This is a genomic window from Candidatus Cloacimonas sp., assembly GCA_035403355.1.
GTDB lineage: Bacteria > Cloacimonadota > Cloacimonadia > Cloacimonadales > Cloacimonadaceae > Cloacimonas.
The window spans coordinates 1-23,850 of record DAONFA010000003.1 but is presented as its reverse complement, the minus strand read 5'-3'; the positions used below and the strand labels follow the sequence as shown (position 1 = coordinate 23,850).

Sequence of the window (23,850 nt, the reverse complement as noted above, 5' to 3'; positions counted from 1 at the left end):
TATTTCGCCATCTTGCCATCTCGCCATCTCGCTATCTAATTATATGCAGCCAATCCTTCAGCAGAAATTCCAGCCGCCCAATCAGTAAAGAAATACGCGCCATAACCGTATAACCAAAAGAAGCTCCAAAACTAATCATTAAAAACCAAATTCCCAGTTTGGAAGGAACTGCTCTGATGCCTTCCTGCTTTTTGCTGAAATAAAAGAAATAGACACCACAGATGGTTCCAACAATTAAAAGTATATTACCTATTACCGTTATTACACTATCGGAGGCAAAAGGATTAATCATAGTAGCGCTGATTTGTCCTAAAAGGTCAGTTTTAGCATAGCGAACCATATTAATTCCCGCAGAAGTACCAATCATTATAGCAATCGGATATCTGCTAAGCCATTGAGCTTTTGGAATTAAGCGCAGCAGCATCATCAAACCCAAAGCTGTGGGAATAAGCAAAATCAGGTTTCCCCTGAAATCTGTAAAAAGTTTATTAAACAGATTGGGAACCATAACACTGTAATATATATAAACCAGCCAGTAAGCAGCGGAAAGACCAACGAAAATCTGTTCGGAAAGTTTATAAAAAGGATTATCTTTATAGAGGAAGCTAAAGATACTTAAAGTGAAAAATACCGAGAGCCAAAGTCCGAAAGTAGCCATAAATCCGCTCATTGTTCACTCCTTTTTTTGCTGTAGAAAGCTTTTATATTACCAATGATAATAAAAACCAGGATTAAAATATGAGCAATGGATTGAGCATCCATTTTGATGGTAGCACTGCCGATTTTATTGATTAGGGTTTCATATTCCGAGGCAGCTTTTAGTCCACCAAGCAAACCGTAGAGCTGTTTTTGGCTATTTACATAAGGTAATAAACCTGGGGCACTAACTGCCGTAGTTCCACCTGTAACAGGTATTTTTAAAGGATCGGAAGCTGCCATCACCCATTCTTTAATACCGGGTGTTCCACTGGAAAGGGAACAAATATAGCCAACATCTTTCAGGGTTTTCACCTTTTTCAGCATAGGAATATCTTTATATTTAATGCCTCTTTGATCGGAAGGAAAAACCTCCGGCATTGATTTTCCCATTGCCTGGATAGCAACAATGCCGGCAACTTTGTAGCCCAGATTAACATAATCTACACCATACTTTTTCTGAGGGTATTTTTTCAGGGCTACGGTAAATGCCTGATCTGCCATTTGGACACCTTGAGGCCAGAGAGCCATAGCGATAATTTTTTGATTGCGGGAAAAAGAATGTTCCAGCATCGCTTCTGCCATTGGCTGAATTTCCGTTATCGTAGAAGGATCGTAATCAAAAGAAAAGACCACAACGGAAGAATCAGGAGTGTTTTCTACCAAGTCCCAAGCCATTTTTGTATAGCTGGAGACCTCAGTTTTCCAGCCAATAGGAAAAATTAAAGGCAGGGCAACAGCGATTAACAAAACCAGATAGATAATTCTGCGTTCGGTCTGAGAGTTTTTGTTGGCGCTCATTTTTCACCTCCGAGATAAGACCTTTCAATGCCAAGAATAATTCTTAAGCTACTGCCGATAATTCCTAAAGCGGCACTAATTAAAATAGCTCTCTGAGCTGCAGAATTAGGGAATTGCATTATAAAATCGCTCAAATTGGGCAGGTGTAAAAATTTCAGTCCTTCCGGAAGCCAGGAAGTTAGCATTCCTCCAAAGCTTGTTCTTCCTAACATCACTATCACGGCTGTAATCATCAACAGGTTGGATTCAAAACTACGAATAATAAAAGCACGATAGGCAGCTGAAGCAATAAAAAATGCCAGCAGAGAAAACATTGTTGCCGATAGCGGCATAAAAGCATTTTCAAACAGGTAATCAAAGGGTTTCATTCCCATTTTTAATTGAATTGTTTCACCGTGACCTAAAATTCCGGTATATTCTTTTGTTCCCCAAAGCAATCCTACTATCAGCATAATTGTAAAACTAATTAAACCTGCCAGGTAAAAGGGCCAGTCGGGATTCTTATTCTTGATTTTTTTAATGTTTGACTGAAACAAACTAATCTGTCCCAAGAGAATGGCAAAACCGGAAATAATTATAAACCAATCCTGTAAAGTAGTGATTAGCATATTGAAAGGACGGTGGGGAATAAATTCTGAAATAACTACCAGAATTCCACAAACGAAGGCGAAAAATAGCGGAACTTTATACTTCATTGTGCCCCCTCAAAAAATGTTTTGAACCATTGCCAACCTGCCATTTCTGTTATCACCCCGGCAATAATAAGGATAATTACCAGAAGTTTTCCAAAATCATGTCCTTTTAGTGAACCCAATTGTTGTGGATCCCGCGAAAGATAAGCAGAAGCAGCAAAAAGTTCTTCACCAATCAAAGTGTAATCACAGGAAACGACAAAAAAGGGTAATTGGCTTGCCTGAGCGGTTCCAGCTGTCTGAATTGCACCCGTGCTAAAACCGGTTTCCGCTAAAATTAAGGACTCGGCATAAAAACTACCCAGGAAAAAATTAGCTGCAGGTTGTTCGCGAACCATAATTCCATCAATTCCGGCAACATAACCAAATTGGTCATCCGTTAAGTAAAATATTCTATCCTGATTGTAAGCATCAGGTTTTCCAGCTTTGATATATGCTTCTTTAACCACTTCTCTGGCAGCGGAAAAAACCATTGAAAATCGGCAGGGAACAATTATTTCAGTATCATATTCCGCTGCTTTTTGAGCCAGATGGCTTAGAATAGTTAAACTGGATATGGTTTGAATATCATCCAAATCACTAATTCCGGGAACAAAAAGAATGGGCTTTCCTTTTTCCGTTGCTCTGCCAATGGAATCCTCAATGCAATCCAAACCGCTAATTCGGCGAATATAATAGTCCTTGCCTTTACGGGCACTTTGCACATAATATATAATGGCAAAAGAAACAGCAAGCAGAATTAACAGGTAGGAAAGTTTATGCAAATAGAACCATTGTTCTTTGGGTTGGGCAACCGCCATAAAAAACATACTGTCCCCCAAAGCTGGACGGGGAATCAGTAAACGATATCTATAATTTTTATCGGGGTCAAGTTCGTTTTGCGGAAAGGAAAGTTTAATTCCGTTACCCGTATAGATAGTTTTCCAAGTTCCGTCATCAAGGGCTTTTTGCAGGTAAACAGTATCGGCAGCAACATTGGCTTTAATGGTAAGTGCAGTGCCATCATCCCAGGGAACATCTTCAATCCAAAAGTAATTTGACCTACCAAAAAGCATAACCGAAAATATCAGAATACCCGCTAAGAGCAATATTTTTTTCATAGTAGTCCTTTAGTAATATCTTTTTTAGCTGAATGGCTTCAGGTTATTCCTGCCTCAGCAGCAAGCCAAACAAAATTTACCATCATAACTGCTTATTCAAAATAGAACCTCTATCATTAAATAAAGGTCGGGAAAAGAAAGGTTTTCTTTTTCTTTCACCTGTTTTTGTCCCAACCTTTTGTCAGCAACACCTTTTAAGAGGTTACTTCTTAAAGGTCTCTTTTATTTGATTGGTAAGCGAAATTATCTGATCAAGCTGTTCGGGAGTATAGGTTTGATCTTTATCGGCATCAATAACAGCTTTCAATTGTTCCACCAAACCTAATGCCTCTTGAAATTCGGGTTGGCTGGTAATGCGTTCCGTTTTAATATTTTTTAAATTATTTACCAAGCTGTTGAAGGTGCCTTTCTGATATAATGCTTTGGTTTGTTCCGCAGAGTAATTTTGTTTAATTAACCAGGCAACGCGATTGGCAGCTTCAACCCAACCTCCAAACAACATCAAAGTATAGTTATCAAAACTTTCCATTTCCCAAAGCTTATCTTCCACTTTCTTTTTATGAGTATCCAAGGCGGTTTCCAAATCTGCCCACTGTTCTTTCTCAATCAATTTTTTCAGTTCAGCACTCATCTGATTTACTTCGTTTTCTAAACCCAAAAGAGAAGTTAAATCCATCATTTGAGAAGAAATTTTGCTAAGGCGCTTTTTATTGTGACCCTTGGCAGCTATTGTGGCATCAGCTGTAAGCAATCCCAAAGAAAAAGCATTGCGCATTTCTTCCTGCTTGGTTTTATATAAATCGGCAGGAACGGCAGCAGAAAAATCTTTTGCCTGCAATTTGTCTAAAACCCTAAAGACCTCCTTAAAAGATGGCAGGGGTGCATATTCAGTAATAGCGGCGGCAGTTGCCTGACTGGGCATTTTATTTTCTTTCTTTTTACAGCCAGTCAGACCCATCACTATGATGACGGCAAGAATTAACCAGACAGTTTTTTTCATTGTTTACTCCTTATATTTAACTCATCGCTGTTCAATAAGTTATATTTAGATACAAAGACAATAATTCACGCTTTTTCTTATGTTGGTAAGTATAAAGAACTGTCAAGCAAAAAAGCGACCCCTATTTTTTACCCTGTTTAATTTTTGTTTTTACTCTAAACCGAGCTTCAGCTTTTACAGTATCGGACAATAATTAAATTTCCTGTTGCTTCTGCATATAGTTGCAACCATAAAAAGAATCGGTTTAGAGTCAAAACAAAAAGCAAGCGGCGGGAGGTTTTGACTTACAATTTTCACCTGCCTTCAATGAAACCACATTTTCATATCTTTTGTTCACTTACAACCGCTCTACAACTGGTTACCAGCTTGTTTTGACTTACAATTTTCACCTGCCTTCAATGTAACCACATCCCACACTTTTAGTTCACTTACAACCGCTTTATAGCTGGTCTGAAATCTGAAAAATTGTGAGTTAAAACAAGAACCTGCACCCTTACAACCCAACCATCAATCCCCCTCTATTTACACGGTATAGAATATCAACGCCAAAAAGCGAAAAAAACTATCAACAACAATTATTTTTTCCCATCCCCAAAATAGTTGTTTAACAATTCCCGTTTTTTTGCGTTATGCGGCTAATGAGATTCCCGTATCGTTCCCATATCGTGATACGAGAACGATACGGGAGTCATATCGGAATGTTATAGGGAAAATTCCAGGTTCTCTTAGGGAATGATATTTAGCTTGCTATGTATTGAGATAGCAGATGACTTCGGTTGATATAAAACAATTAAGAAATATTAAGCTCTTCCCCCGGCTTCAATGCCGAGCCCTGATATCCGTTAGCAGCAATTTTATCAATAAATACCTGGGGATTGGCTTGAATTAAAGCAAAAGTATTATAGTGGATGGGAATAGTTAATTTTGGTTGAATCATACTAACCGCCCGAACAGCATCCTCAATATCCATTGTAAAATTACCCCCGATGGGAATTAAGAGAACATCAATGGGATCAATTTCTCCAATTAACTTCATATCTCCAAAAATACCTGTATCACCACAGTGATAAATAGTTTTATTATCAACTGTGAAAACAGCTCCAGCAGCAGGTCCTGCATAAGCTCCATCGGATGTGGAAGAACTATGCAATGCGGGAACTAATTTAACTTTGCCAAAATCAAAGCTAAAGCTACCGCCAATTTGCAAAGAATGCGTCTTGAAGCCCTTTCGGGAAATATAGGAAGCAAGTTCTGCGATACAGATAATAGTAGTTTTTCGCTTATCAGCAATAGTTAATGTATCGCCAAAATGATCTGAATGAGCATGCGTAAGAATGATGTAATCCGCTGTTAACTGATTAGCTTTAACCGATGTTAATGGGTTACCGGTTATAAATGGATCAACCAGGATAGTGCGATGTTGGCTATCCTGGAAGAAAAATCCGGAATGACCAAGATATTGCAATTTCATTTTTAACCTCCTATTTTGCTTAGGTATAAGATATAATAATTCATTTTTGCACCATTAGCAACAGCAAAATGCAGGTATCAGCTTTAGCTGAGTAGTAAAAATGAAAGAGGTAAATGGAGATATCAAAAATCTCCTTACCCTCCAAACCTCTCGACCTCTCTACTTCTCGACCTCTCGCCTTCTCGACCCCTCGCCCTCTTGACTTCTCGACCCCTTTTTACTTTTCCCTTGACTTAATTCCAATATCTATATTTAATGAAATAAAGAGAAAAAGATTAAGGAATAAATGAATGACCTTACAAGATATTGTTGAACTGCTGGAAGCGGAAGTTCTGTATGAAGGTGCTGATTTAAGCAAAGAAGTTCCCTGCGCCTTTTCATCAGATCTGATTTCCGATATATTGATGTGTACAAAAGAATCAACCTTACTTTTAACCGGGTTAACTAATAACCAGGTGATTCGTCTTGCCGATATGATAGATTTGATAGGAATTGTTTTTGTGCGAGGGAAAAAACCGATGCAAGATGTTATTGAAATGGGAAAGGAACGTGGCTTGCCAATGATTGCTACCAATATGACATTATATCGTTCCAGCGGGATTTTATATAATGCAGGACTCCGCAGCTGCAGAATTTGAAATGGCGGAATATTGGTATATCAAACCAGGTTTGGAAGAACAGGTTAAGGATTTTTTTGCTCAAAAAAAAGAGCCGGAAGTTGTTTTACAGCTTGATATACCGGAAAAAGATTTTAACATAGCAGGAAAGGGCTCTTCAGAACTGAAAAATTTGCTGAAGCGCTTAGGAGTAAATTCCGAAGTTTTAAGACGCATCGCCGTTGCCTCTTATGAAGCTGAAATCAATGTTGCCGCTCATTCCAGAGGCGGAAAAATGTGCAGTAATGTATATGATAATCTCATTTATATGCAATTCAGGGATAACGGACCCGGGATTGATGATATTGAACAGGCAATGATACCTGGTTTTTCTACAGCAGATGATTTAGTGCGGGAATTGGGTTTTGGTGCTGGTTTGGGATTGCCCAATATCCAGAAAAACAGTGATGCCTTGCATATAACTTCTGCGTTAGGTAATTCCACCTTGGTGGAAATAATAATATGTTTCACCTAATAGATTAGCTATGACTGAGACAACCTATTTTCATGCTCTAAGAATTTTGGAAGATAACTGTACCGGCTGCACTGCCTGTGTAAGAGTTTGTCCAACTGAAGCTATCAGGGTTAGAGATCATAAAGCCAATATTGATCCTTACCGTTGTATTGATTGCGGCAATTGTGTAAATGTTTGTCGCTTTCATGCTATAATCCCCGTTAGCGATCCCTTAGAAATAATCCATAAATTTAAGTATAAGCTGGCAATAATTTCCACTTCCTTTTTTGGACAATTTACTGAAGATATCAGCTATGAAGTTGCAAAACAGGCAGTTTTAGACCTGGGTTTTGATCAAGTAGCAGAAGAGGCAGCGGTTACTGATTTTATGATTAATATTATTCGTGATTATGTGAGGAAAAATCGCAATAAAAGGCCTATTTTAAGTAGTAATTGTCCTTCGGTAGTTCGTTTAATTCAATTAAAATATCCTTCATTGCTGCCCAATCTGTTTCATCAAGAAGCACCAATGAGTATTTTAACAAGGTATTTTCGGGAAAAAATCAGGCAAAAATACGGACTGGACGAAAAAGAAATTGGCATCTTTTTAATTGTTCCTTGCATTGCTCATGTAACTGCGGTTCATCAACCGGAAGGTGCTTATAAACATCTTCAGGACGGTGCTTTTTCAATCGGTATGATATATGGCAGAATTAGAGATTCCATCAAGCAGCTGCAAAATAACCCTCCAGTTATTGAAACCTACCCAAAGGGCTTAACCTGGGCTCTTTCCGGAGTGCAGGCAGATCTTGTTGATTGTGATGATATTCGTGCTCTTTCTGTAAACGGAGTGGAAAATGTGATGGAAATCCTTTCCCGGGTGGAAGATCACTACCTTGATCAGTATGACTATATTGTTTTAAGAACCTGCACTAATGGTTGTGTGGGTGGTTGCCTAAATGTGGAAAATCCTTTTGTGGCAATGAGCAGAATTAAAAAGATGATTAAAGAAGGAAAGGAAGGGGAATTTGATACTTATGATCTTTGCAAGCTATATCAAAAAGGTGAATTTGCTGTAGTTCCTCTTGCCCCCAGACCAATTATGGAACTGGATAAGGACATCAAAAAAGCAATTCAGAAGATGAAACAAATAAATGAAATTCTTACAATGCTTCCGGGGCTTGATTGCAGTGCCTGTGGCAGCCCCACCTGTTACGCTTTGGCAGAAGATATTGTTTTAGGGAAAGCATCTATTGATGATTGCGTAGTGCTGCTAAAACGCCACAGCAGAGATAGCGAAGAAGAAGAAAAAATCAGATAAGGATGACACTATGATAAAATTAGCTGATTATGTAACTGCCATAAATGGTATTAATTGCACTCCTGCTTTAACTTTGGAGGGAGTGGAAATAAACGGTGCCTATGTTTGCGATATGCTAAGTGATGTAATGGGTTCGGCAAAAGAAGGACAGGTTTGGATAACCATTATGAAACATCTGAATGTGATAGCTGTCGCTTCAATGACCGGTATTCCGGCAATTATTTTTGCTAAAGGCAACGAGCCCGAAAGCATTATTATTGAAAAGGCGGTTGAAGAAGGCATCTTGCTAATATCAAGCAAATTACCTACTTTTGAGCTTGCCGGTATTCTGTATAAACTGCTAAATCCTTAAGATTTTTCGGATGCTATCGCTCCGCGCAGATTTACATATCCATTCTGTTTTATCGCCTTGCGGAGGGCTGGAAATGTCCCCTGAGGCAATAAGCCGGAGGTTGAAACAATTTGGTATTCAATGGCTGGCAATTACGGATCATAACAGTATGGCAAATTGTGCTGCCTATCAGAAAGTTGCGGAAAAAGAAAAGCTGTTATTCACCTGGGGAGTAGAAATTCAAAGTGCGGAAGAAATTCATTTACTTGCCTATTTTGATGACCCCATAGCGGCTCAAAAATTTGATGTGGAGCTGTATAACAGCTTATTACCCATAGATAATGATCCCGATTTTTTCGGGGATCAAGTTGTTATTGACGAAAATGAGAACATTTTAAGAGTGGAAACACGCGCTCTGATAAATTCTTCTCAATGGGACTTAAATACCGTAGTGGAGAAGGTTGGAAACTATAACGGACTGGTTGTTCCAGCTCATATTGATGCCTATGTTAACAGCATTTTAAGTCAGCTTGGTTTTCTACCGGATAAGCCCCATTTCCCGATTTTGGCGATAAGCGCAGGTTTGGATGTGAACAGCTGGCTGAAGGAGCATCCCGAGCTTCAGGATAGAGCATTATTGCGTGCTTCCGATGCTCATTATTTAAGTGATCTGGGCAAGGGATTCAGCACTATAACTGTGGAAAAGCCATTAGCGCAGGAATTGCTATTGGCTGCTAAGGGGGTTGGCAGACGACATATTGAAATATAATTTAAATAAATGAAATATAAGGAGAAGTTATGACTCCCGCATCTAAGATGCCCAATGACCTTTACACGCGTCTAAAGGAAGTGATTGAGGAAAAGAAAAATATCCGCAATCCGTTAATTGAAATTCTGCGTTCTGCACAGGAAATTTTCGGTTACTTACCGATGGAAGTGCAGGAATTTATTGCTCAGGAACTAAATATTCCTGTCAATCAGATTTATGGTGTAGTAACTTTTTACAACTTTTTTACGATGACACCGCACGGCAAATATAACCTCAATGTTTGTTTGGGAACTGCCTGTTTTGTAAAAGGAGCTTCTCATTTGGTACAAATGCTTTCTGATGAATTAGGAATCCAAATGGGGGAGACCACAAAGGACGGTCTTTTTACGATGAGTGCAGTCCGCTGTGTAGGTGCTTGTTCTTTAGCTCCAGTTTTTGTTATTGGAGAAGATACCTACGGTAGGATAGACAGCAAGGATAAAATAGCTGAAATACTGAAACGCTATCAATAATCCGGATACTTGAATGCAAGATATCTCATTACACCTCTTGGATATTATAGAAAACTCCGTTCGCGCCGAAGCGAAGAACATCAAAATCCGCATTATTCGTAATGTGCAGGACAACATTTTGCGTTTTATTGTGGAAGATGATGGCACAGGAATGGATTCCCAAACCCTGAAAAAAGCAGAAGATCCTTTTTATACTTCCAAAATGGAACGCGAAAAGAAAGTAGGGCTGGGAATACCTTTAGTGAAACAGAATGCAGAAGCAGCTAACGGGAGCTTTACAATTACCAGCGAACCTGGTTTCGGAACTGTTTTAACCGTGGACTTTCAATTGAATCATATTGACCGAATGCCCCTTGGAAATTTGAAAGATACTCTGCTGGGAGCTATTATAGGACATCCGGAAGTTGATTTTACCATCAAGCTTATCAGTTACGAAAATGGCATAGAAAAAAGCTTTTATTTTGATACCACAGCTATAAAAGAAGAATTGGGTGATATACCCTTAACTTATCCTGATGTTATTGAATACATCAATCAATCATTATTAGAAGGAATACAAAATACAAATATGGAGGATGTCTGATGAAAACACTCGCAGACCTTAAAAAAATCCGTGAAAAAGCTCAGGAAGAGATGAAACTTCGCGGCGGAAACACACGCATCAAAATAGTGGTAGGGATGGGTACATCTGGAATCGCTATGGGTGCTCGTGAAGTAATGAAAACCTTCCTGGAAGAAATTACCAACCGCAATTTAACAGATGTGTTAGTTACTCAAACCGGTGAAAAAGGGCTTTCTTCCCTGGAACCGGTTGTGGATGTTATTGAAGAAGGCAAACCCAAAGTTACCTACGGAAATATGACTCCCGAAAAGGTAAAAAAAGTAGTAGTAGAGCACATAGTAAATGGCAGAATCGTCTCCGATTATGTTGTCGCTACCGGCAACTGATTGTGGAGGAAAAGAATGTCATTAAAACGAATTGACCTATTAATTTGCTGTGGGTCAGGATGTATAAGCTCCGGCGCTTTAAAAATTAAAGACCAGTTTCATAATGTGTTGCAAGCTAAGGGGCTGACCAACGAAATAAACATTATTGAAACCGGTTGTATGGGTCCTTGTGATTATGGTCCTGTGCTGGTAGTTTATCCTGAAGGAATCTTCTATAAAAAAGTTACCCCTGACGATGTAGAAGAAATTGTGAATGAACATTTCCTGAAAGGACGTCCCGTTAAGCGTTTAATGCTTCAAGATGAAGAAGAAAAAACCTTTATTACCCAAAAAGAAATCCCCTTTTATCAAAAACAAGTAAAAGTGGCTCTTGCCAATTGCGGATATATAGACCCGGAAAGCATTGAAGAATATATCGCTACCGGTGGTTATGAAGCATTGGGAACCGTTTTAACAACTCTTACCCCCCAGCAAACCATTGATATCATCAAAAAATCAGGATTGAGGGGAAGAGGCGGAGGCGGTTTTCCCACACACTTAAAATGGCAAATGGTGCACGATAATCCTGCAGAAGAAAAATACTTTATCTGTAACGGAGATGAAGGCGATCCCGGTGCTTTTATGGATAGAAGCTTACTGGAAGGTGATCCCCATCGCGTTTTGGAAGGAATGATGATTGCCGCTTATGCTATCGGAGCTAAAACCGGATATTTTTATATTCGGGCAGAATATCCTTTAGCCATTAAGCGCATCAAACTGGCTATTGCCAAAGCAAAAGAAGCCGGTTTAACAGGTAATAACATCTTTGGCAGTGATTTCAGCTTTGAAGCGGAAGTTAGAACTGGAGCAGGTGCCTTTGTTTGTGGTGAAGAAACAGCTTTAATGCAATCCATTGAAGGCCAGCGTGGTAATCCTACACCCAAACCTCCCTATCCTGCAGTTAGGGGCTTATACAAAAAACCTACTGTAGTTAACAATGTAGAAACCTTAGGCAATATACCCTCAATTATCCTTCAAGGGGCTGATTGGTTTGCCTCTATGGGAACTGAAAACAGTAAAGGAACCAAGGTTTTTGCCTTAACAGGAGATATTAGAAATACGGGTCTTGTGGAAGTTCCAATGGGAATTACCTTAAGAGAACTGATTTTTGATGTTGGTGGAGGTATGATTGGCGACCATAAATTCAAAGCAGTCCAATTGGGAGGTCCCAGCGGCGGCTGTTTAACAACTCAACATCTTGATGTGCCGATTGATTATGAAAGTTTAAAAGAACGTGGTGCGATGATGGGTTCCGGCGGTGTGATTGTAATGAACGAAGAAAAGTGTATGGTGAATGTTGCCAAGTTCTTTATGGATTTTTGCGTGGATGAATCTTGTGGAAAATGCTCTCCCTGCAAGATTGGCTTGAGACAGATGCAGGAAGTTTTGAAACGCATAGAAAGCGGATATGGAAAAGAAGGCGATATTGAAGAACTGCAACGCTTGGGAGAAACAATTGCCAAGCTTTCTCTTTGCGGTTTAGGACAAACGGCTCCCAATCCTGTTCTTTCCACAATTCGTTATTTTCGTGATGAATATGAAGCTCACATAAGAGATAAGAGTTGTGCTAATAAGGTCTGTGCCGATTTAATGCACTATGAGATAGATAAAAACAAATGTATCGGGTGTTCCTTATGCTCCCGTAAATGTCCTGTCAGCTGTATTTCAGGCAGCAGGGAAGAGAAATATACTATCAATCAGCTACCTTGCATAAAGTGCGGAACCTGTATGGATGTATGCCCCGTGAAAGCCATTTCCAAAATACCGGGAATGCATCCCGATGTTCAATTAAAGCGTGAAGCAGAGAAATTACAACAACAAAATCAAGAAGAATAAAGGATAAGAGCTATGATTAAAGAGATTTGTCAGAAATATGCTCCCCATAAGGATAATCTGATTCAGATTCTCCATGATATTCAGGATCAAGACCCTCAGCATTATATTTCTCCTGAGGCAGTTGATACTGTAGCCGAATATCTTAAGATACCTGCTAATCACATCTATGGCGTGCTTACTTTTTACACGATGTATAGCACAAAACCAAGAGGCAAAAACATTATCCGGCTTTGCGAATCACCGCCCTGTTATCTTAAGGGCTCGGATAATATATTGCGTAAGCTGAAAATTCTGCTTGGTATCAATGTTGGTGAAACAACGAAAGATGGTATATTCACTCTGGAATTTACTGCCTGTTTGGGTGTCTGTGGAAATGCACCTGTAATGATGATTAATGATGATGTTTACGGCGACCTAACAGAAGAGAAAGTGGAAGATATCATAGCTAAAATAAGGGGGAGGAAATAATGAAATTCTATCGCAGTCACATCCTTGTCTCTATTAATGAGGCATCCCTTGCAGCTGGCGTTCAGGATTTTATTTCTGCTCTCCGCAATGAATTAGCCAAAAATGATTTAGCGGAAGAAATAAACATTTTGGAAACCGGTCCTCTGGGCTTTTTTGGCAAAGGAATATGCTTAACTGTATATCCCGAGAACATTAATTATGCAGAAGTTAAGAGTGAAGATATTCCGGAGCTTGTGCAGGAACATTTTTTGAAAGGACGCCCTGTAAAACGCCTGATGCTGGAAGGGGCAGAAAAGTTCAGCCCTAAGTTCAATTACGAAAACCGCATTGTTTTACGCAATTCCGGCATTATAGACCCTGAAAATATTGACGATTATATTGGCGCAGGTGGTTATGAAGCTCTGGAAAAAGCATTAACGCAAATGCAACCCAACGATGTTATTGCCGAAGTGAAAAAAGCGGGTTTAAAAGGAAGAGGCGGAGCTGCCTTTCCTGCAGGTGTGAAATGGGGTTTTACTTCTGTTCTGAATGCTCCTCAAAAATATGTAGTTGTTAATGCCGATGAAGGCGAACCCGGAACATTTAAAGACCGGTTAATTATGGAAGGAGACCCGCACCAGTTGCTGGAAGGAATTATGCTTTGCGCTCGCGCGGTTGGTGCCAGTAAAGCATATATCTATATTAGAGGCGAATATAAACTTTGTATAGCGCGTCTGGAAAAGGCAATTAAACAGGATTATGAATATGGCATATTAGGCAAAAACATCTTTGACAGCGGTTTTAACTTGGATATTGAATTGAAAATAGGTGCCGGTGCTTATGTTTGCGGAGAAGAAACAGCTCTGATTGAATCCCTGGAAGGAAATAGAGGAAACCCGCGTTGGAAACCACCTTTTCCAGGAGTGGAAGGACTTTGGAAGGCACCTACAGTGGTAAACAATGTAGAGACCTTGGCAAATGTGCCTTTCATTATTGCCAAGGGTGCGGATGAATATCTTAAATATGGAACTAAAGAATGCCCTGGGACCAAGGTCTATACTATTCTTGGAGATGTTTCCTATCCTGGTCTTTGTGAAGTGGATATGGGAACAACTTTAAGAACTATCATCAATGACTATGCAGGCGGAATGAAAAAAGGTTTTAGGTTCAAAGCAGCTTTAGTTGGTGGAGCGGCAGGAGTTATTTTGCCCGATCGCCTTTTAGATGTAAAAATGGATTTTTCCAGCTTGAATCAATATGCTGCTGTTTTAGGCAGCGGAGCTATCTTAGTTCTCAACGAACACCAAAGTATTGTAGATTTGCTTTGGAGCATTCTGCGTTTCTTCCGGCATGAATCCTGTGGAAAATGTTCTCCCTGTAAAAATGGAACGGAACAGCTTTATCGGCTTATTTCCAAAATCCGCAAAGGAAACGGGACTATGGAAGATGTGAATTTAATGCTAAACATAGCTGAAACTATGCAGCAAACATCTTTCTGTGCGTTAGGTCAATCGCCAATTATGGCTATCCGCAGTGCGATTGAGAATTTTACCGATGAATTCATTGAAATAACTAAAAAGTAAGAAAATAAGAGGAATGATATTATGGCTAAAACTGTAAATGTCTTTATAGATGGTCAGCATCTGGAAGTTCCGGATACAATGACCATTATAGAAGCCGCGGATAAATTCGGAATTTATATTCCCCGTTTATGCTATCACCCCGATTTACCCCCAACTGGAAATTGCGGGGTCTGCGTTGTGGAAATTGCAGGAAATCCTACACCCAAACGTGCCTGTTGCACTCCAGTTGGAGAAGGAATGAAAATTGTAACCAATTCGCAAAAACTGCGTTCCTACCGAAAAACGGTAGTGGAAATGATTCTTTCCAATCACGATGTAACCTGCCCCAGCTGCGCTGCCAATAATAAATGCGAACTGCAGACCCTGGCAAATAACCTGGGAGTGGATTCCGATGCCTTACCTAATATCTTAGTGAAAAAACCGGCGGATGAATCTAGCTTATCCATTATCCGGGATACTAATAAATGTATCGGATGTGGCCGTTGCATAACTGTTTGTAACGAAGTGCAAACTGTTTATGCTTTAACTTTTGCTGAGCGGGGTATTGATGCACATATTGATACTGCTTTCAGTAACGGGATGGCAAATAGCCCTTGCGTAAATTGTGGTCAGTGCACTGTCTATTGTCCAACCGGTGCCTTGCACGAAAGAAATGAACTGGATGCCGTTTGGGAAGCTATTTTAGACCCTGCTAAGCATGTGATAGTTCAGGAAGCACCTTCCATTCGTGTTTCTTTAGGTGAAGAATTTGGAATGCCCTTTGGTAGCGTAACTCCTAAAAAGATGTATGCAGCCCTGCGAAAAATAGGTTTTGATTCGGTTATGGATACCAATTTTACTGCCGATTTAACTATTATGGAAGAAGGCACGGAATGCGTTACAAAATTGAAAGCAGGAGAAAAGAAACCGCTTATTACATCCTGTTCTCCCGGTTGGATTAAATTTATGGAGACCTACTATCCCGATTTAGCTGATTGTGTTTCTACCGCAAAATCTCCGATGAGTATGTTTGGAGTGCTTTCCAAAACCTATTATGCTCAGGAAAAAGGAATTGATCCTGCTAATATTGTTTCGGTTGCTATTATGCCTTGCACAGCCAAGAAATTTGAAGCCCGGCGTCCGGAATTAAGTGATAGCGGTTTTCAGGATACCGATTATGTTTTAACTACGCGGGAATTTATTCGGATGATTAAAGAAGCGGGAATTGATTTTGCCAACTTACCGGATGAAGAACCGGATGAAGGTATGAGTTTTTATACCGGTGCCGGAACCATTTTTGGAGCCACAGGTGGAGTTATGGAAGCTGCAATTCGTAGTGCTTATTTTCTGGTTACGCAAACTGATTTACAAAATGTGGATATTACAGCAGTGCGTGGACTGGAAGGAGTTAAAGAAGCTTCAGTTGATATTCCCGGTTTTGGTAAAGTTAATGTAGCAGTCGCTCACGGACTTTCCAATGCGCGTAAAGTTTTGGATAGAGTTAGAGAAGGTCTTGCTACCAAAGGTGAATCCCCCTGGCATTTTATTGAAATTATGGCTTGCCCGGGTGGTTGTGTTGGTGGCGGTGGTCAACCTTATGGCAATGATATTGCTTCCAGAGCCAGAAGAGGTTTAGCTTTATATGAAGAAGACCGCAATTTACCTGTCAGAATGTCACATCATAATCCTGAAGTTCTAAAGGTGTATGAGCAGTTCTTGGGTGAACCCAATTCCAAACTTGCCCTTAAACTATTACATACGCATTACTTTAAACGCTCTGTATTCAATGGGCAAGTTACTTCAGAGCTTACCCATAAACACGGATAAATCCTTACTACCATCACATACAAAAAGGCGGAGATTTTTTCTCCGCCTCATTTTATCTCCTATACAAATTGCAGGAGTAAAATTATTCCTTATAATGCAGTAGATAAAATTGAACCGTCTGTTTTGACTGCATTGTTTGGATTTACCTCTTTTTCTCTTTTCCTCTTTTTCTCTTTTTCTCTTTGTAAAAAAAATCCATCTCGCCATCTCGCCATCTCGCTAAATTCATTTTCCATTCTCCATTTAATCTCTTTTTTCTCTTTCTCTCTTTCTCTCTTTGTAAAAAAATCCATCTCGCCATCTCTCTCTTCCCATCTCGCCATCTCGCCATCTCGCTAAATTCATTCTCAATTCTCAATTTTCCATTCTCCATTTAATCTCTTTTTTCTCTTTTTCTCTTTTTCTCTTTGTAAACCCAACTCTTTCACTCTTTGTCAGGGAGATTACGCAGAGAGATAATTTCTGCCATAATGCTCACTGCTATTTCGTGAGGGGTATTTGATCCTATAGGTAAACCAACAGGTGAATGGCACTTAGAAAGTTCTTCTTCAGTAAAGCCCTTTTCTTTCAATTTAGCAAGAGTAGCGGATGCCTTTGTTTTGCTGCCTATCATACCCAGATAGCGAAAAGGTTTTCTCAGGCATTGTTCCAGCACCTCTTTATCATTCAAGTGACCTTGGGTCATAATTACAATCCAGCAGTCAGGATTAAAATCAATTATCTCATCCAGGTTTGCATAATTGTGTTGTAAAGCTCTATGAAAACAATCTGCGGGAAGGTTATCAATTATTTCCTGGCGATTATCTATCAAAGTAACATAAAAGCCGCAAAGGCAAGCTAATTTTCCTAATGCTTTACCGCAATGCCCTGCTCCAATCACATAGAGTTTATCGGTATAAAACAGGGGCTCAATAAATACCTGAACTTGTCCTCCGCAAAGCATAGAAGTGGCTATTCCGGCTTTAGAGCCATCGGCGGAGAGGTTGAAACTATAAACCGCAGCTTTTTTAGGTTTATCGTTCCGGATTAGATTTACAACTGTATGTTCCAGTTCTCCCCCTCCCAGGTTGCCAAAGGGTTCTTCATTTAAAGAAACAGCTAATTTCATTCCTGTCTTGGCTGGAGTAGAGCCATCACTTTCAATGATGCTTGCCTGCCACAGAGGACTATGGTTTTTTAGTGAGATAGCTAATTTATCATAAAAAGCAATATTATCCATTATGACCTCCCCAAAGAATTTGATAGAGTGTAATTCCTGCAGCCACACCTACATTTAGAGATGTTTTCCAGCCCAATTGAGGTAGAGTGATAAATTCATCACAGAGCTCTAAAAGAGAGGGTTCAATTCCCAATGCTTCATTTCCGATAACAATAGCAAGGGGGAATTGATAAACGGTTTCAAATACGCTTTTTGCCTTGTCCACCGTTTCCAGAGCGTAAATGAGCAGACCATCCTGATGGCAGGAAGCTATTGCCTCATCTGTTTTGGAAAAATAGTTCCAGGCAACAATTTTTTCTGTTCCCATAGCTGTTTTTGGCATATTACTATGTTCCGGAGTAGGAGTTATTCCACACAGAATTATTTTTCCTATCCCTAAGCATTCCGAAGTCCGAAACAAAGAGCCGACATTGAATACGGAGCGTAAATTATCACAGATAACGGTTATCTGCCTTGCTTTTTGACGAATTTCAAGATCAGCAGTAATTTTTCCCTCTTGCGTGGGGATAACCATTTGACTATCTTTCCGAAGAGCTCCCTGCCGGTAAAAATAGATTTTATTCAATAGCTGATGAGGATTTAAACGGGGATTTAATTCTTTAAGAAAGAACTGTAAGTCCTCCGGTATCGGCATCTCTATCAATTTACTTAATTTCAGGATATGTTCAATTATCTGGATGCGGGATTCCTGATTAGCCAAATTTTGCTCCAAAACTCCAATCAATTTATCCAGAGCTTTTATTTGCCGTTCCAAACTAAATGTCTGAAACTTGCTGTCAGTATAATAAGCAAGGTATTTCACAGCTTATAGTCCCTAATCAGTTTAGCAGCGGTTAATAAATTTTCGCAAACGAAATCCGGTCTCAAATCCTTATTTTCCAGAATATTCAGGAAGTCCTTCTCGCCATTGCCTGTAAGCAGTAGTATATTTTTCAGATGAGCATTTTTTCCAAAGCCAATATCACTGATGCGGTCTCCAATCATCCAGGAACCCTCTATCCGAAAAGGGAAATCGGTATATGCCTTTTTGAACATTCCAATGCCTGGTTTGCGGTCTTCGTGTTCAATATTATAAGGTGGCACGATACCGTTTTTATAATAGGGAGAATAGTAAACACCTGTAAGTTCAATTCCTCCATCGGAGAGCAAAGAACGCATCTTCGCCAGCACTTTTTCCAGGTCTTGAATAGTAAAATAGCCCCTGGCAACACCGGATTGATTGGTAACCACAAAAAGCAAAAAATCCATCTCTTTAAGTATTGTTAATGCCTCAATGGTATAGGGATATAGATGATATTCGGCAGGATTACTTAAATAGCCGAAATCGTCAGGACTGATAACGCCGTCCCGGTCTAAAAAAACAGCGCGCTTAATATTTTTTACTATCATGGGTCTGGAACTTTAATGCATCCGGTAACAAAGTATTAAACAGCGTAATTCTATAATCCCAATAGTCATTACGCAAAGTAATGTTCACATCCATTTTCCAGCAATGCAGGTTTCGGGACAGTGAGAATGTTTGGGAAAGCATATTGTTAGTCATCAAGTTATAATAATTTGTATAAGCCAAACTCCAGTTTTCCGTTATTCTGCAAGTTAAGCTGGTTCGTAGATTACTGCTTTCCGAGTGAAAAATATCTTTATCACTATAAACATTGTGGCTGATGGATAAACTCCAGTCGCTGGAGCTGGTATATTCTTCCTGGAGAGTTTCCATAGCGGTTTTTAAAGAATCCGAATTTCCAAAGGTCTCAAAATCACGATTTTTTGGAGGGGAGAAGTATTTGCTGTAAGGAGCTGAACCGCTAAGGGAAATTCCCTGGGCAAAATATTGATTTTTCAAGTTCATTTCCTTAAAGTGGATTTGATAGGGATTCTGAACAGCGCTATACTGTGATGAATATCCAAGTTTGATCTTGCTGAGGGTGTATTTGCCATCATTTAAAGAAAGATTCCCTAAGCTAAAACTACCCGGTTTGAAATAGAGCGTATGATTTATATTGGAAAAGGGTTTATCCTTTTTTTTCAGGTTGGCGTTAGTTCCTATGCGCCAGTATAAAATATCGTTTAGCTTTGTTTCGTTGCCCTTTTTGCCATATTTCATCTGCCAGGTGTTATCTAAACCGAAAGATAAATTTGAGGTTTCCTTTGAATTGCTTATACCGATACTCCCGAAACTGTATAAATCGGAATTTTTACCGGTATCCGGTTGATAAGAATAGCCAATATTGGGAGTAACAATATGCCGAATAGCGGTTATGGGAAAATCTTTGAAATTACGCAAACCGTAAAGATTAAATCGCGCATTGGCAGATGCAGACCAGGAATTTCCTCTGGCAAATTTATCATCGTTTCTGTTTCTATCCATAAATGCTTCGCTATAGTCAAAATTCTGCCCTAAGGTTAACCAACCGAATAGATTGGAACTATGAGAAATACCTGCGTTTTGTTTTATCCCGAAATGATGTTCATTCAAAAAAGTTTGCCCGGTTGTATCTGCCGGGTCCATAGTATTATTCCAAAAGAGATCAGTAAATGCATAATTCTTTTCCCGCAAAACTCCTGTGTGCTCTAAATAAACATTGTAGCGGTAATTAAAATTGCTGAGCCAGGAATCGGAAGAAACATTGAAAAGTTCTGAAACAGGCCTGCTGGACAAATAAAAAGAAGCACTCGGCAAAGATAAAGATGCGGTTTCATTAATTAAATCCTGAGTAAAATAACTTGCGGCATTTAAATAGGAAGAACCAACGGGTTTGGAATAGGAAATACTGGAAGTTAAACGCTGTGCCAAACTTTGATCTACATCGCTGCTGCTTTCCCAAATCCGTTTATTACTTACAAAATTGATGTTGGCATCCAGAGAGGATTTTTCCGGAAGGTCTTGATGGTGATTTCCCTGCAAAGACCAATCGTCAAAAGTGCCGTATTCATTTAAATTATGCTGAAAAGAGGCATTAAAGCCACCAGAAAAAGCATATCGTTTCAAATATTCAGAATCAAAATGCCCTTTCCAGCCGGTTTTTTCCATAATATCAAAACCCAGAACAAAATCGGCATAATCACGATAGGGATAATACAAAGCTAAATTCCGAATCACAAAACCATCAACATTATTATAATCGGGAGAAGGAATTAGAAATCCTGGATGTCTGCCTTGCCTGATTGGAATTGAGATAAAAGGGAAAAAGAATGCCGGGAAATGATTAACATAGCCAATAACCGGTTTACCGACAATTTTATCGCCCTTATAAATTCTTAATTGCTTAGCCCAAAACCAATAAGACGGGTCTGCCAAATCGCAATTGGTAAAAGTTCCACCGTCAATATCATAAATATCTTTATCTATTTTACGAAGTTCGCGTCCACTGTAATAAGCCCCTTCAATTAAACTGCGTCCTTCATCCAGAATACCGGTTTGGGTGTTAACATCAAAACGGACATTAGAACCCAAAAGTAACTGCTCTCCATCTTTCATTTTCGTGAAACCATAGCTGAAAGCACGCTCTTTTTTTACATCCACAGTAAGCGAATCAGCAATTATTTCCGTATCCTGATAGTTGATTTTGGGAGTGCCATAGAGCTTAATTATCTCCGTATTATAGTTAAAATTTATACTATCCGCTATATAAAACAGGGAATCCGTTTTTATCACTTCAATTTTTAAGCTGTCAGGAATTTCCAGAGCCAAAGTATCAGGCAAAGCGGAGCTAAATGCTTCGCGTTGTGCAAATAACGGAAGACCTGTTAAGAATAGAAAAGTTATCAACCAGAGACGCAGTTTAGTATTCTTCATTTAGTAATCTAAAAAAATAAAAGCCATCTCTATGTCAAGCAGGATAATACTTGCATTCAGGCAACTAACGGATTATAATATTTTATAAATGCTTTATCAAAGAGCTTACCAGGAGATATAGCAAGCAGAAAATGGAGGTTAATTTGCAAATTACAATTTGGTCCTGGAATGTGAATGGATTGCGCGCTGCTATCAATAAGGGCTTTATAGAGATAGTTAAAAAAGAACAACCGGATATTTTAGGAATACAGGAAACAAAACTGCAGGAACACCAAATTCCGGAAGAACTTAAAGCACTGAATGACTATCTCTTTTATTGGTCTCATGGCACGCGCAAAGGTTATTCCGGAACAGGTTTATTCACTAAATTATTGCCTTTGAGCTTAGATACCGAATTCGGTAATCCGGAATTTGACTGTGAAGGCAGAATCAATATTGCCGAATATACAAAATTTATCTATTTCAATATCTATTTCCCGAACGGACAAAAGGACGATGAACGGTTAAATTATAAACTCCGGTTTTATGATCGTTGCCTGGAAGTGATGGAGGCAAAAAGAGCTACCGGAAAAACTATCCTTATCGGGGGAGATTTTAATACTGCTCATCACCCTATAGACCTTGCCAATCCTAAAGAAAACGAAAAGACCAGCGGTTTCTTACCTATTGAACGTGCCTGGCTATCTAAAATTGAGGAAATGGGCTGGGTAGATACTTTTCGCCATTTTGATCAAAGCCCTGAACAATATACCTGGTGGAGCTATCGGACAAAAGCCAGACCCAGGAATGTGGGTTGGCGACTGGACTATTTTTGGGTGAATCGGGAATGCCTGAAACATATTAAAAAAGCAGGAATCAGACAGGATATTGAGGGTTCGGATCACTGCCCCGTTTATGTAGAGCTGGAAATATAATCTAAACAACATTTTTACCGACAAACCATAAAGAATGTCTTTATTTTCCTGGGATATAATATTCATTTCATATTGAAAAGACATAAAAGGAAAAATAGGTGGAGAAGGTTTAGAGGGTTGAGAAGGTTTAGAAGGTTGAGAAGGTTGAGAGAGTTTAGAAGGTTTAGAGGGTTGAGATGGTTTAGAGGGTTGATGTTTCTTATGAACGACGAGGACGTCGTTCTTCCGAAGAGAAGGGTTTTGCTGAAGCTGCCCAATCCTGTTGATGTTTCTTATGAACGACGAGGACGTCGTTCTTCCTGAATAAAAGCCTCTTAGGGCGACACGAGAATAGCGATGGGGTGTAAGCCCCTCGGGAAATTTCCGGAATAAACGACGTCCTCGTCGTTTCTTGCCATCAATGTAAGTTACAGGGAATTAAAATGTTTAGAAGGTTTAGAGGGTTGAGATGGTTTAGAAGGTTGATGTTTCTTATGAACGACGAGGACGTCGTTCTTCCTGAATAAAAGCTCCTTAGGGCGACACATTGATAGCGACGGCGGCGTAAGCCCCTCGGGAAAAGTAAGCTACGATAGTTTTTTTCACTTTCCCTGTTCCCTAAAGCCCTTTTTTATTCGGAAGGACGACGTCCTCGTCGTTCAAGCACAAAAAGAGGTTGACCAGGAGGTCACCATTACGATGTTGCCCTAAGGGGCTTTCAAGCATAGAGCAAAAGACGAAGCGTTTGTTTTCCCATTTTTTGCAAGTGTATCATTTTTAACTTGCCAATTCGTACCATTTTTTATTGCCATCCACATCCCAAAGACATCCCGGAATTTTCCCGATAACATTCCGATATGATTCTCGTATCGTTCCCGTATCGCGATATGGGAATGATACGGGAATCTCATTTGCCGCATATCGCAAAAAAGAAGGAACTGATAAACAACTAATTTGAAGTGGAAAAAGAGTAAATTTACCAGAAGGTGTTTTTTTCGCTTTATGGTGTTGTTAGTTTATACTGTGAAAATAGTGGGTGATTGATATTTGGGTTGGAAGGGTGTGTACTTTCTGTTTTAACTCACAATTTTCCGGCTTAGAAACCAGTTTTAGAGCGGTTGTAAGTGAACGAGAGATGTGGGGGTTTGGTTTCATTGAAGGCAGGTGAAAATTGTAAGTCAAAACCTCCCACCGCTTGCTTTCTGTTTTAACTCACAATTTTTCGGTTTAGAAACCAGTTTTAGAGCGGTTGTAAGTGAACAAGTGATGTGGAGGTTTGGTTTCATTGAAGGCAGGTGAAAATTGTAAGTCAAAACCTTCCTCCGCTTGCTTTCTGTTTTAACCCACAATTTTTTGGTTTAGAGACCTGTCATATAGCGGTTGTAAGTGAACAAGAGATGTGGGTGTGTGGTTTCATTGAAGGCAAGTGAAAATTGTAAGTCAAAACCTCCCTCCGCTTGCCTGGTTATTTCTATAATGA

The 23,850-nt window shown here is 39.5% G+C and carries 24 protein-coding genes; 13 read left to right on the top strand and 11 right to left on the bottom strand.

The features are described 5' to 3' along the window. Nucleotides 1-31 precede the first annotated feature (31 nt). From PLE33_01435 to PLE33_01410, 6 genes are all read right to left on the bottom strand, one after another. Nucleotides 32-670, bottom strand: a complete 639-nt coding sequence (locus PLE33_01435) for a hypothetical protein (protein ID HPS59910.1) — start codon at nt 668-670, stop codon at nt 32-34. Then, nucleotides 667-1,497, bottom strand: a complete 831-nt coding sequence (locus tag PLE33_01430) for a hypothetical protein (GenBank protein ID HPS59909.1) — start codon at nt 1,495-1,497, stop codon at nt 667-669. Before PLE33_01430 ends, PLE33_01435 begins: the two co-directional genes overlap by 4 nt. Further along, the gene (locus tag PLE33_01425) at nt 1,494-2,192 is read right to left on the bottom strand and encodes a hypothetical protein (protein ID HPS59908.1); all 699 of its coding nucleotides are present in this window, start codon (nt 2,190-2,192) and stop codon (nt 1,494-1,496) included. Before PLE33_01425 ends, PLE33_01430 begins: the two co-directional genes overlap by 4 nt. Further along, nucleotides 2,189-3,289, bottom strand: a complete 1,101-nt coding sequence (locus PLE33_01420) for a hypothetical protein (GenBank protein HPS59907.1) — start codon at nt 3,287-3,289, stop codon at nt 2,189-2,191. Before PLE33_01420 ends, PLE33_01425 begins: the two co-directional genes overlap by 4 nt. Nucleotides 3,290-3,491: 202 nt before the next feature. Continuing rightward, the gene (locus PLE33_01415; protein ID HPS59906.1) at nt 3,492-4,289 is read right to left on the bottom strand and encodes a hypothetical protein; all 798 of its coding nucleotides are present in this window, start codon (nt 4,287-4,289) and stop codon (nt 3,492-3,494) included. A 790-nt stretch (nt 4,290-5,079) separates the two neighbouring features. Continuing rightward, nucleotides 5,080-5,760, bottom strand: a complete 681-nt coding sequence (locus PLE33_01410) for a metal-dependent hydrolase (GenBank protein ID HPS59905.1) — start codon at nt 5,758-5,760, stop codon at nt 5,080-5,082. A gap of 290 nt (nt 5,761-6,050) precedes the next feature. Between PLE33_01410 and PLE33_01405 the strand changes: the two genes are divergently transcribed. Genes PLE33_01405 through PLE33_01350 form a run of 12 tightly spaced genes read left to right on the top strand, consistent with a single transcriptional unit; the run spans nt 6,051 to nt 16,462 of the window. After that, nucleotides 6,051-6,398 carry a transcriptional regulator gene (locus tag PLE33_01405; protein ID HPS59904.1) on the top strand — a complete coding sequence of 116 codons (348 nt, stop codon included), beginning with the start codon at nt 6,051-6,053 and terminating at the stop codon, nt 6,396-6,398. Beyond that, complete coding sequence (locus PLE33_01400; protein HPS59903.1) at nt 6,370-6,891, top strand: ATP-binding protein; 522 nt, start codon at nt 6,370-6,372, stop codon at nt 6,889-6,891. Before PLE33_01405 ends, PLE33_01400 begins: the two co-directional genes overlap by 29 nt. A 10-nt stretch (nt 6,892-6,901) precedes the next feature. Beyond that, nucleotides 6,902-8,191, top strand: coding sequence for a [Fe-Fe] hydrogenase large subunit C-terminal domain-containing protein (locus tag PLE33_01395; protein HPS59902.1), 1,290 nt, complete (start codon nt 6,902-6,904; stop codon nt 8,189-8,191). A gap of 10 nt (nt 8,192-8,201) precedes the next feature. Beyond that, the gene (locus PLE33_01390) at nt 8,202-8,543 is read left to right on the top strand and encodes a hypothetical protein (GenBank protein HPS59901.1); all 342 of its coding nucleotides are present in this window, start codon (nt 8,202-8,204) and stop codon (nt 8,541-8,543) included. A 10-nt stretch (nt 8,544-8,553) separates the two neighbouring features. Beyond that, nucleotides 8,554-9,291 carry a PHP domain-containing protein gene (locus PLE33_01385; protein ID HPS59900.1) on the top strand — a complete coding sequence of 246 codons (738 nt, stop codon included), beginning with the start codon at nt 8,554-8,556 and terminating at the stop codon, nt 9,289-9,291. 29 nt (nt 9,292-9,320) lie between these two features. Beyond that, nucleotides 9,321-9,803: an NAD(P)H-dependent oxidoreductase subunit E gene (locus tag PLE33_01380; protein HPS59899.1), complete on the top strand. Its 483-nt coding sequence runs from the start codon at nt 9,321-9,323 to the stop codon at nt 9,801-9,803. 13 nt (nt 9,804-9,816) lie between these two features. After that, nucleotides 9,817-10,386 carry an ATP-binding protein gene (locus PLE33_01375; GenBank protein HPS59898.1) on the top strand — a complete coding sequence of 190 codons (570 nt, stop codon included), beginning with the start codon at nt 9,817-9,819 and terminating at the stop codon, nt 10,384-10,386. Continuing rightward, nucleotides 10,386-10,751, top strand: a complete 366-nt coding sequence (locus PLE33_01370) for a (2Fe-2S) ferredoxin domain-containing protein (protein ID HPS59897.1) — start codon at nt 10,386-10,388, stop codon at nt 10,749-10,751. Before PLE33_01375 ends, PLE33_01370 begins: the two co-directional genes overlap by 1 nt. Before the next feature lie 15 nt (nt 10,752-10,766). Further along, entirely contained in the window at nt 10,767-12,626 is a 1,860-nt protein-coding gene (locus tag PLE33_01365; protein ID HPS59896.1) for an NADH-quinone oxidoreductase subunit NuoF, read from the top strand. A 12-nt stretch (nt 12,627-12,638) separates the two neighbouring features. Further along, nucleotides 12,639-13,094: an NADH-quinone oxidoreductase subunit NuoE gene (nuoE, locus tag PLE33_01360; protein HPS59895.1), complete on the top strand. Its 456-nt coding sequence runs from the start codon at nt 12,639-12,641 to the stop codon at nt 13,092-13,094. Continuing rightward, entirely contained in the window at nt 13,094-14,656 is a 1,563-nt protein-coding gene (nuoF, locus tag PLE33_01355) for an NADH-quinone oxidoreductase subunit NuoF (GenBank protein HPS59894.1), read from the top strand. The genes nuoE and nuoF overlap by 1 nt, the downstream gene beginning before the upstream one ends. 21 nt (nt 14,657-14,677) lie before the next feature. Continuing rightward, nucleotides 14,678-16,462, top strand: a complete 1,785-nt coding sequence (locus tag PLE33_01350) for an NADH-dependent [FeFe] hydrogenase, group A6 (GenBank protein ID HPS59893.1) — start codon at nt 14,678-14,680, stop codon at nt 16,460-16,462. A gap of 89 nt (nt 16,463-16,551) precedes the next feature. On the opposite strand, the gene PLE33_01345 is transcribed toward PLE33_01350, so the two are convergent. The 5 genes from PLE33_01345 to PLE33_01325 all read right to left on the bottom strand — a co-directional run bounded on the left by PLE33_01345 (nt 16,552) and on the right by PLE33_01325 (nt 21,477). Further along, nucleotides 16,552-16,785, bottom strand: coding sequence for a hypothetical protein (locus tag PLE33_01345; GenBank protein HPS59892.1), 234 nt, complete (start codon nt 16,783-16,785; stop codon nt 16,552-16,554). A 101-nt stretch (nt 16,786-16,886) separates the two neighbouring features. Beyond that, nucleotides 16,887-17,681 (bottom strand): XdhC/CoxI family protein, encoded by a 795-nt coding sequence (locus tag PLE33_01340; GenBank protein HPS59891.1) that lies wholly within the window; start codon nt 17,679-17,681, stop codon nt 16,887-16,889. Beyond that, nucleotides 17,674-18,483 carry an RNA methyltransferase gene (locus tag PLE33_01335; protein ID HPS59890.1) on the bottom strand — a complete coding sequence of 270 codons (810 nt, stop codon included), beginning with the start codon at nt 18,481-18,483 and terminating at the stop codon, nt 17,674-17,676. Before PLE33_01335 ends, PLE33_01340 begins: the two co-directional genes overlap by 8 nt. Next, the gene (locus tag PLE33_01330) at nt 18,480-19,070 is read right to left on the bottom strand and encodes an HAD family hydrolase (protein ID HPS59889.1); all 591 of its coding nucleotides are present in this window, start codon (nt 19,068-19,070) and stop codon (nt 18,480-18,482) included. The genes PLE33_01335 and PLE33_01330 overlap by 4 nt, the downstream gene beginning before the upstream one ends. Continuing rightward, on the bottom strand, nt 19,051-21,477 hold the full coding sequence (locus PLE33_01325; GenBank protein ID HPS59888.1) for a putative LPS assembly protein LptD: 2,427 nt from the start codon (nt 21,475-21,477) through the stop codon (nt 19,051-19,053). The genes PLE33_01330 and PLE33_01325 overlap by 20 nt, the downstream gene beginning before the upstream one ends. Nucleotides 21,478-21,620: 143 nt before the next feature. Here PLE33_01325 and PLE33_01320 point away from each other — a divergent pair, with 143 nt between their 5' ends. After that, complete coding sequence (locus PLE33_01320; protein ID HPS59887.1) at nt 21,621-22,391, top strand: exodeoxyribonuclease III; 771 nt, start codon at nt 21,621-21,623, stop codon at nt 22,389-22,391. Nucleotides 22,392-23,850: the final 1,459 nt, after the last annotated feature.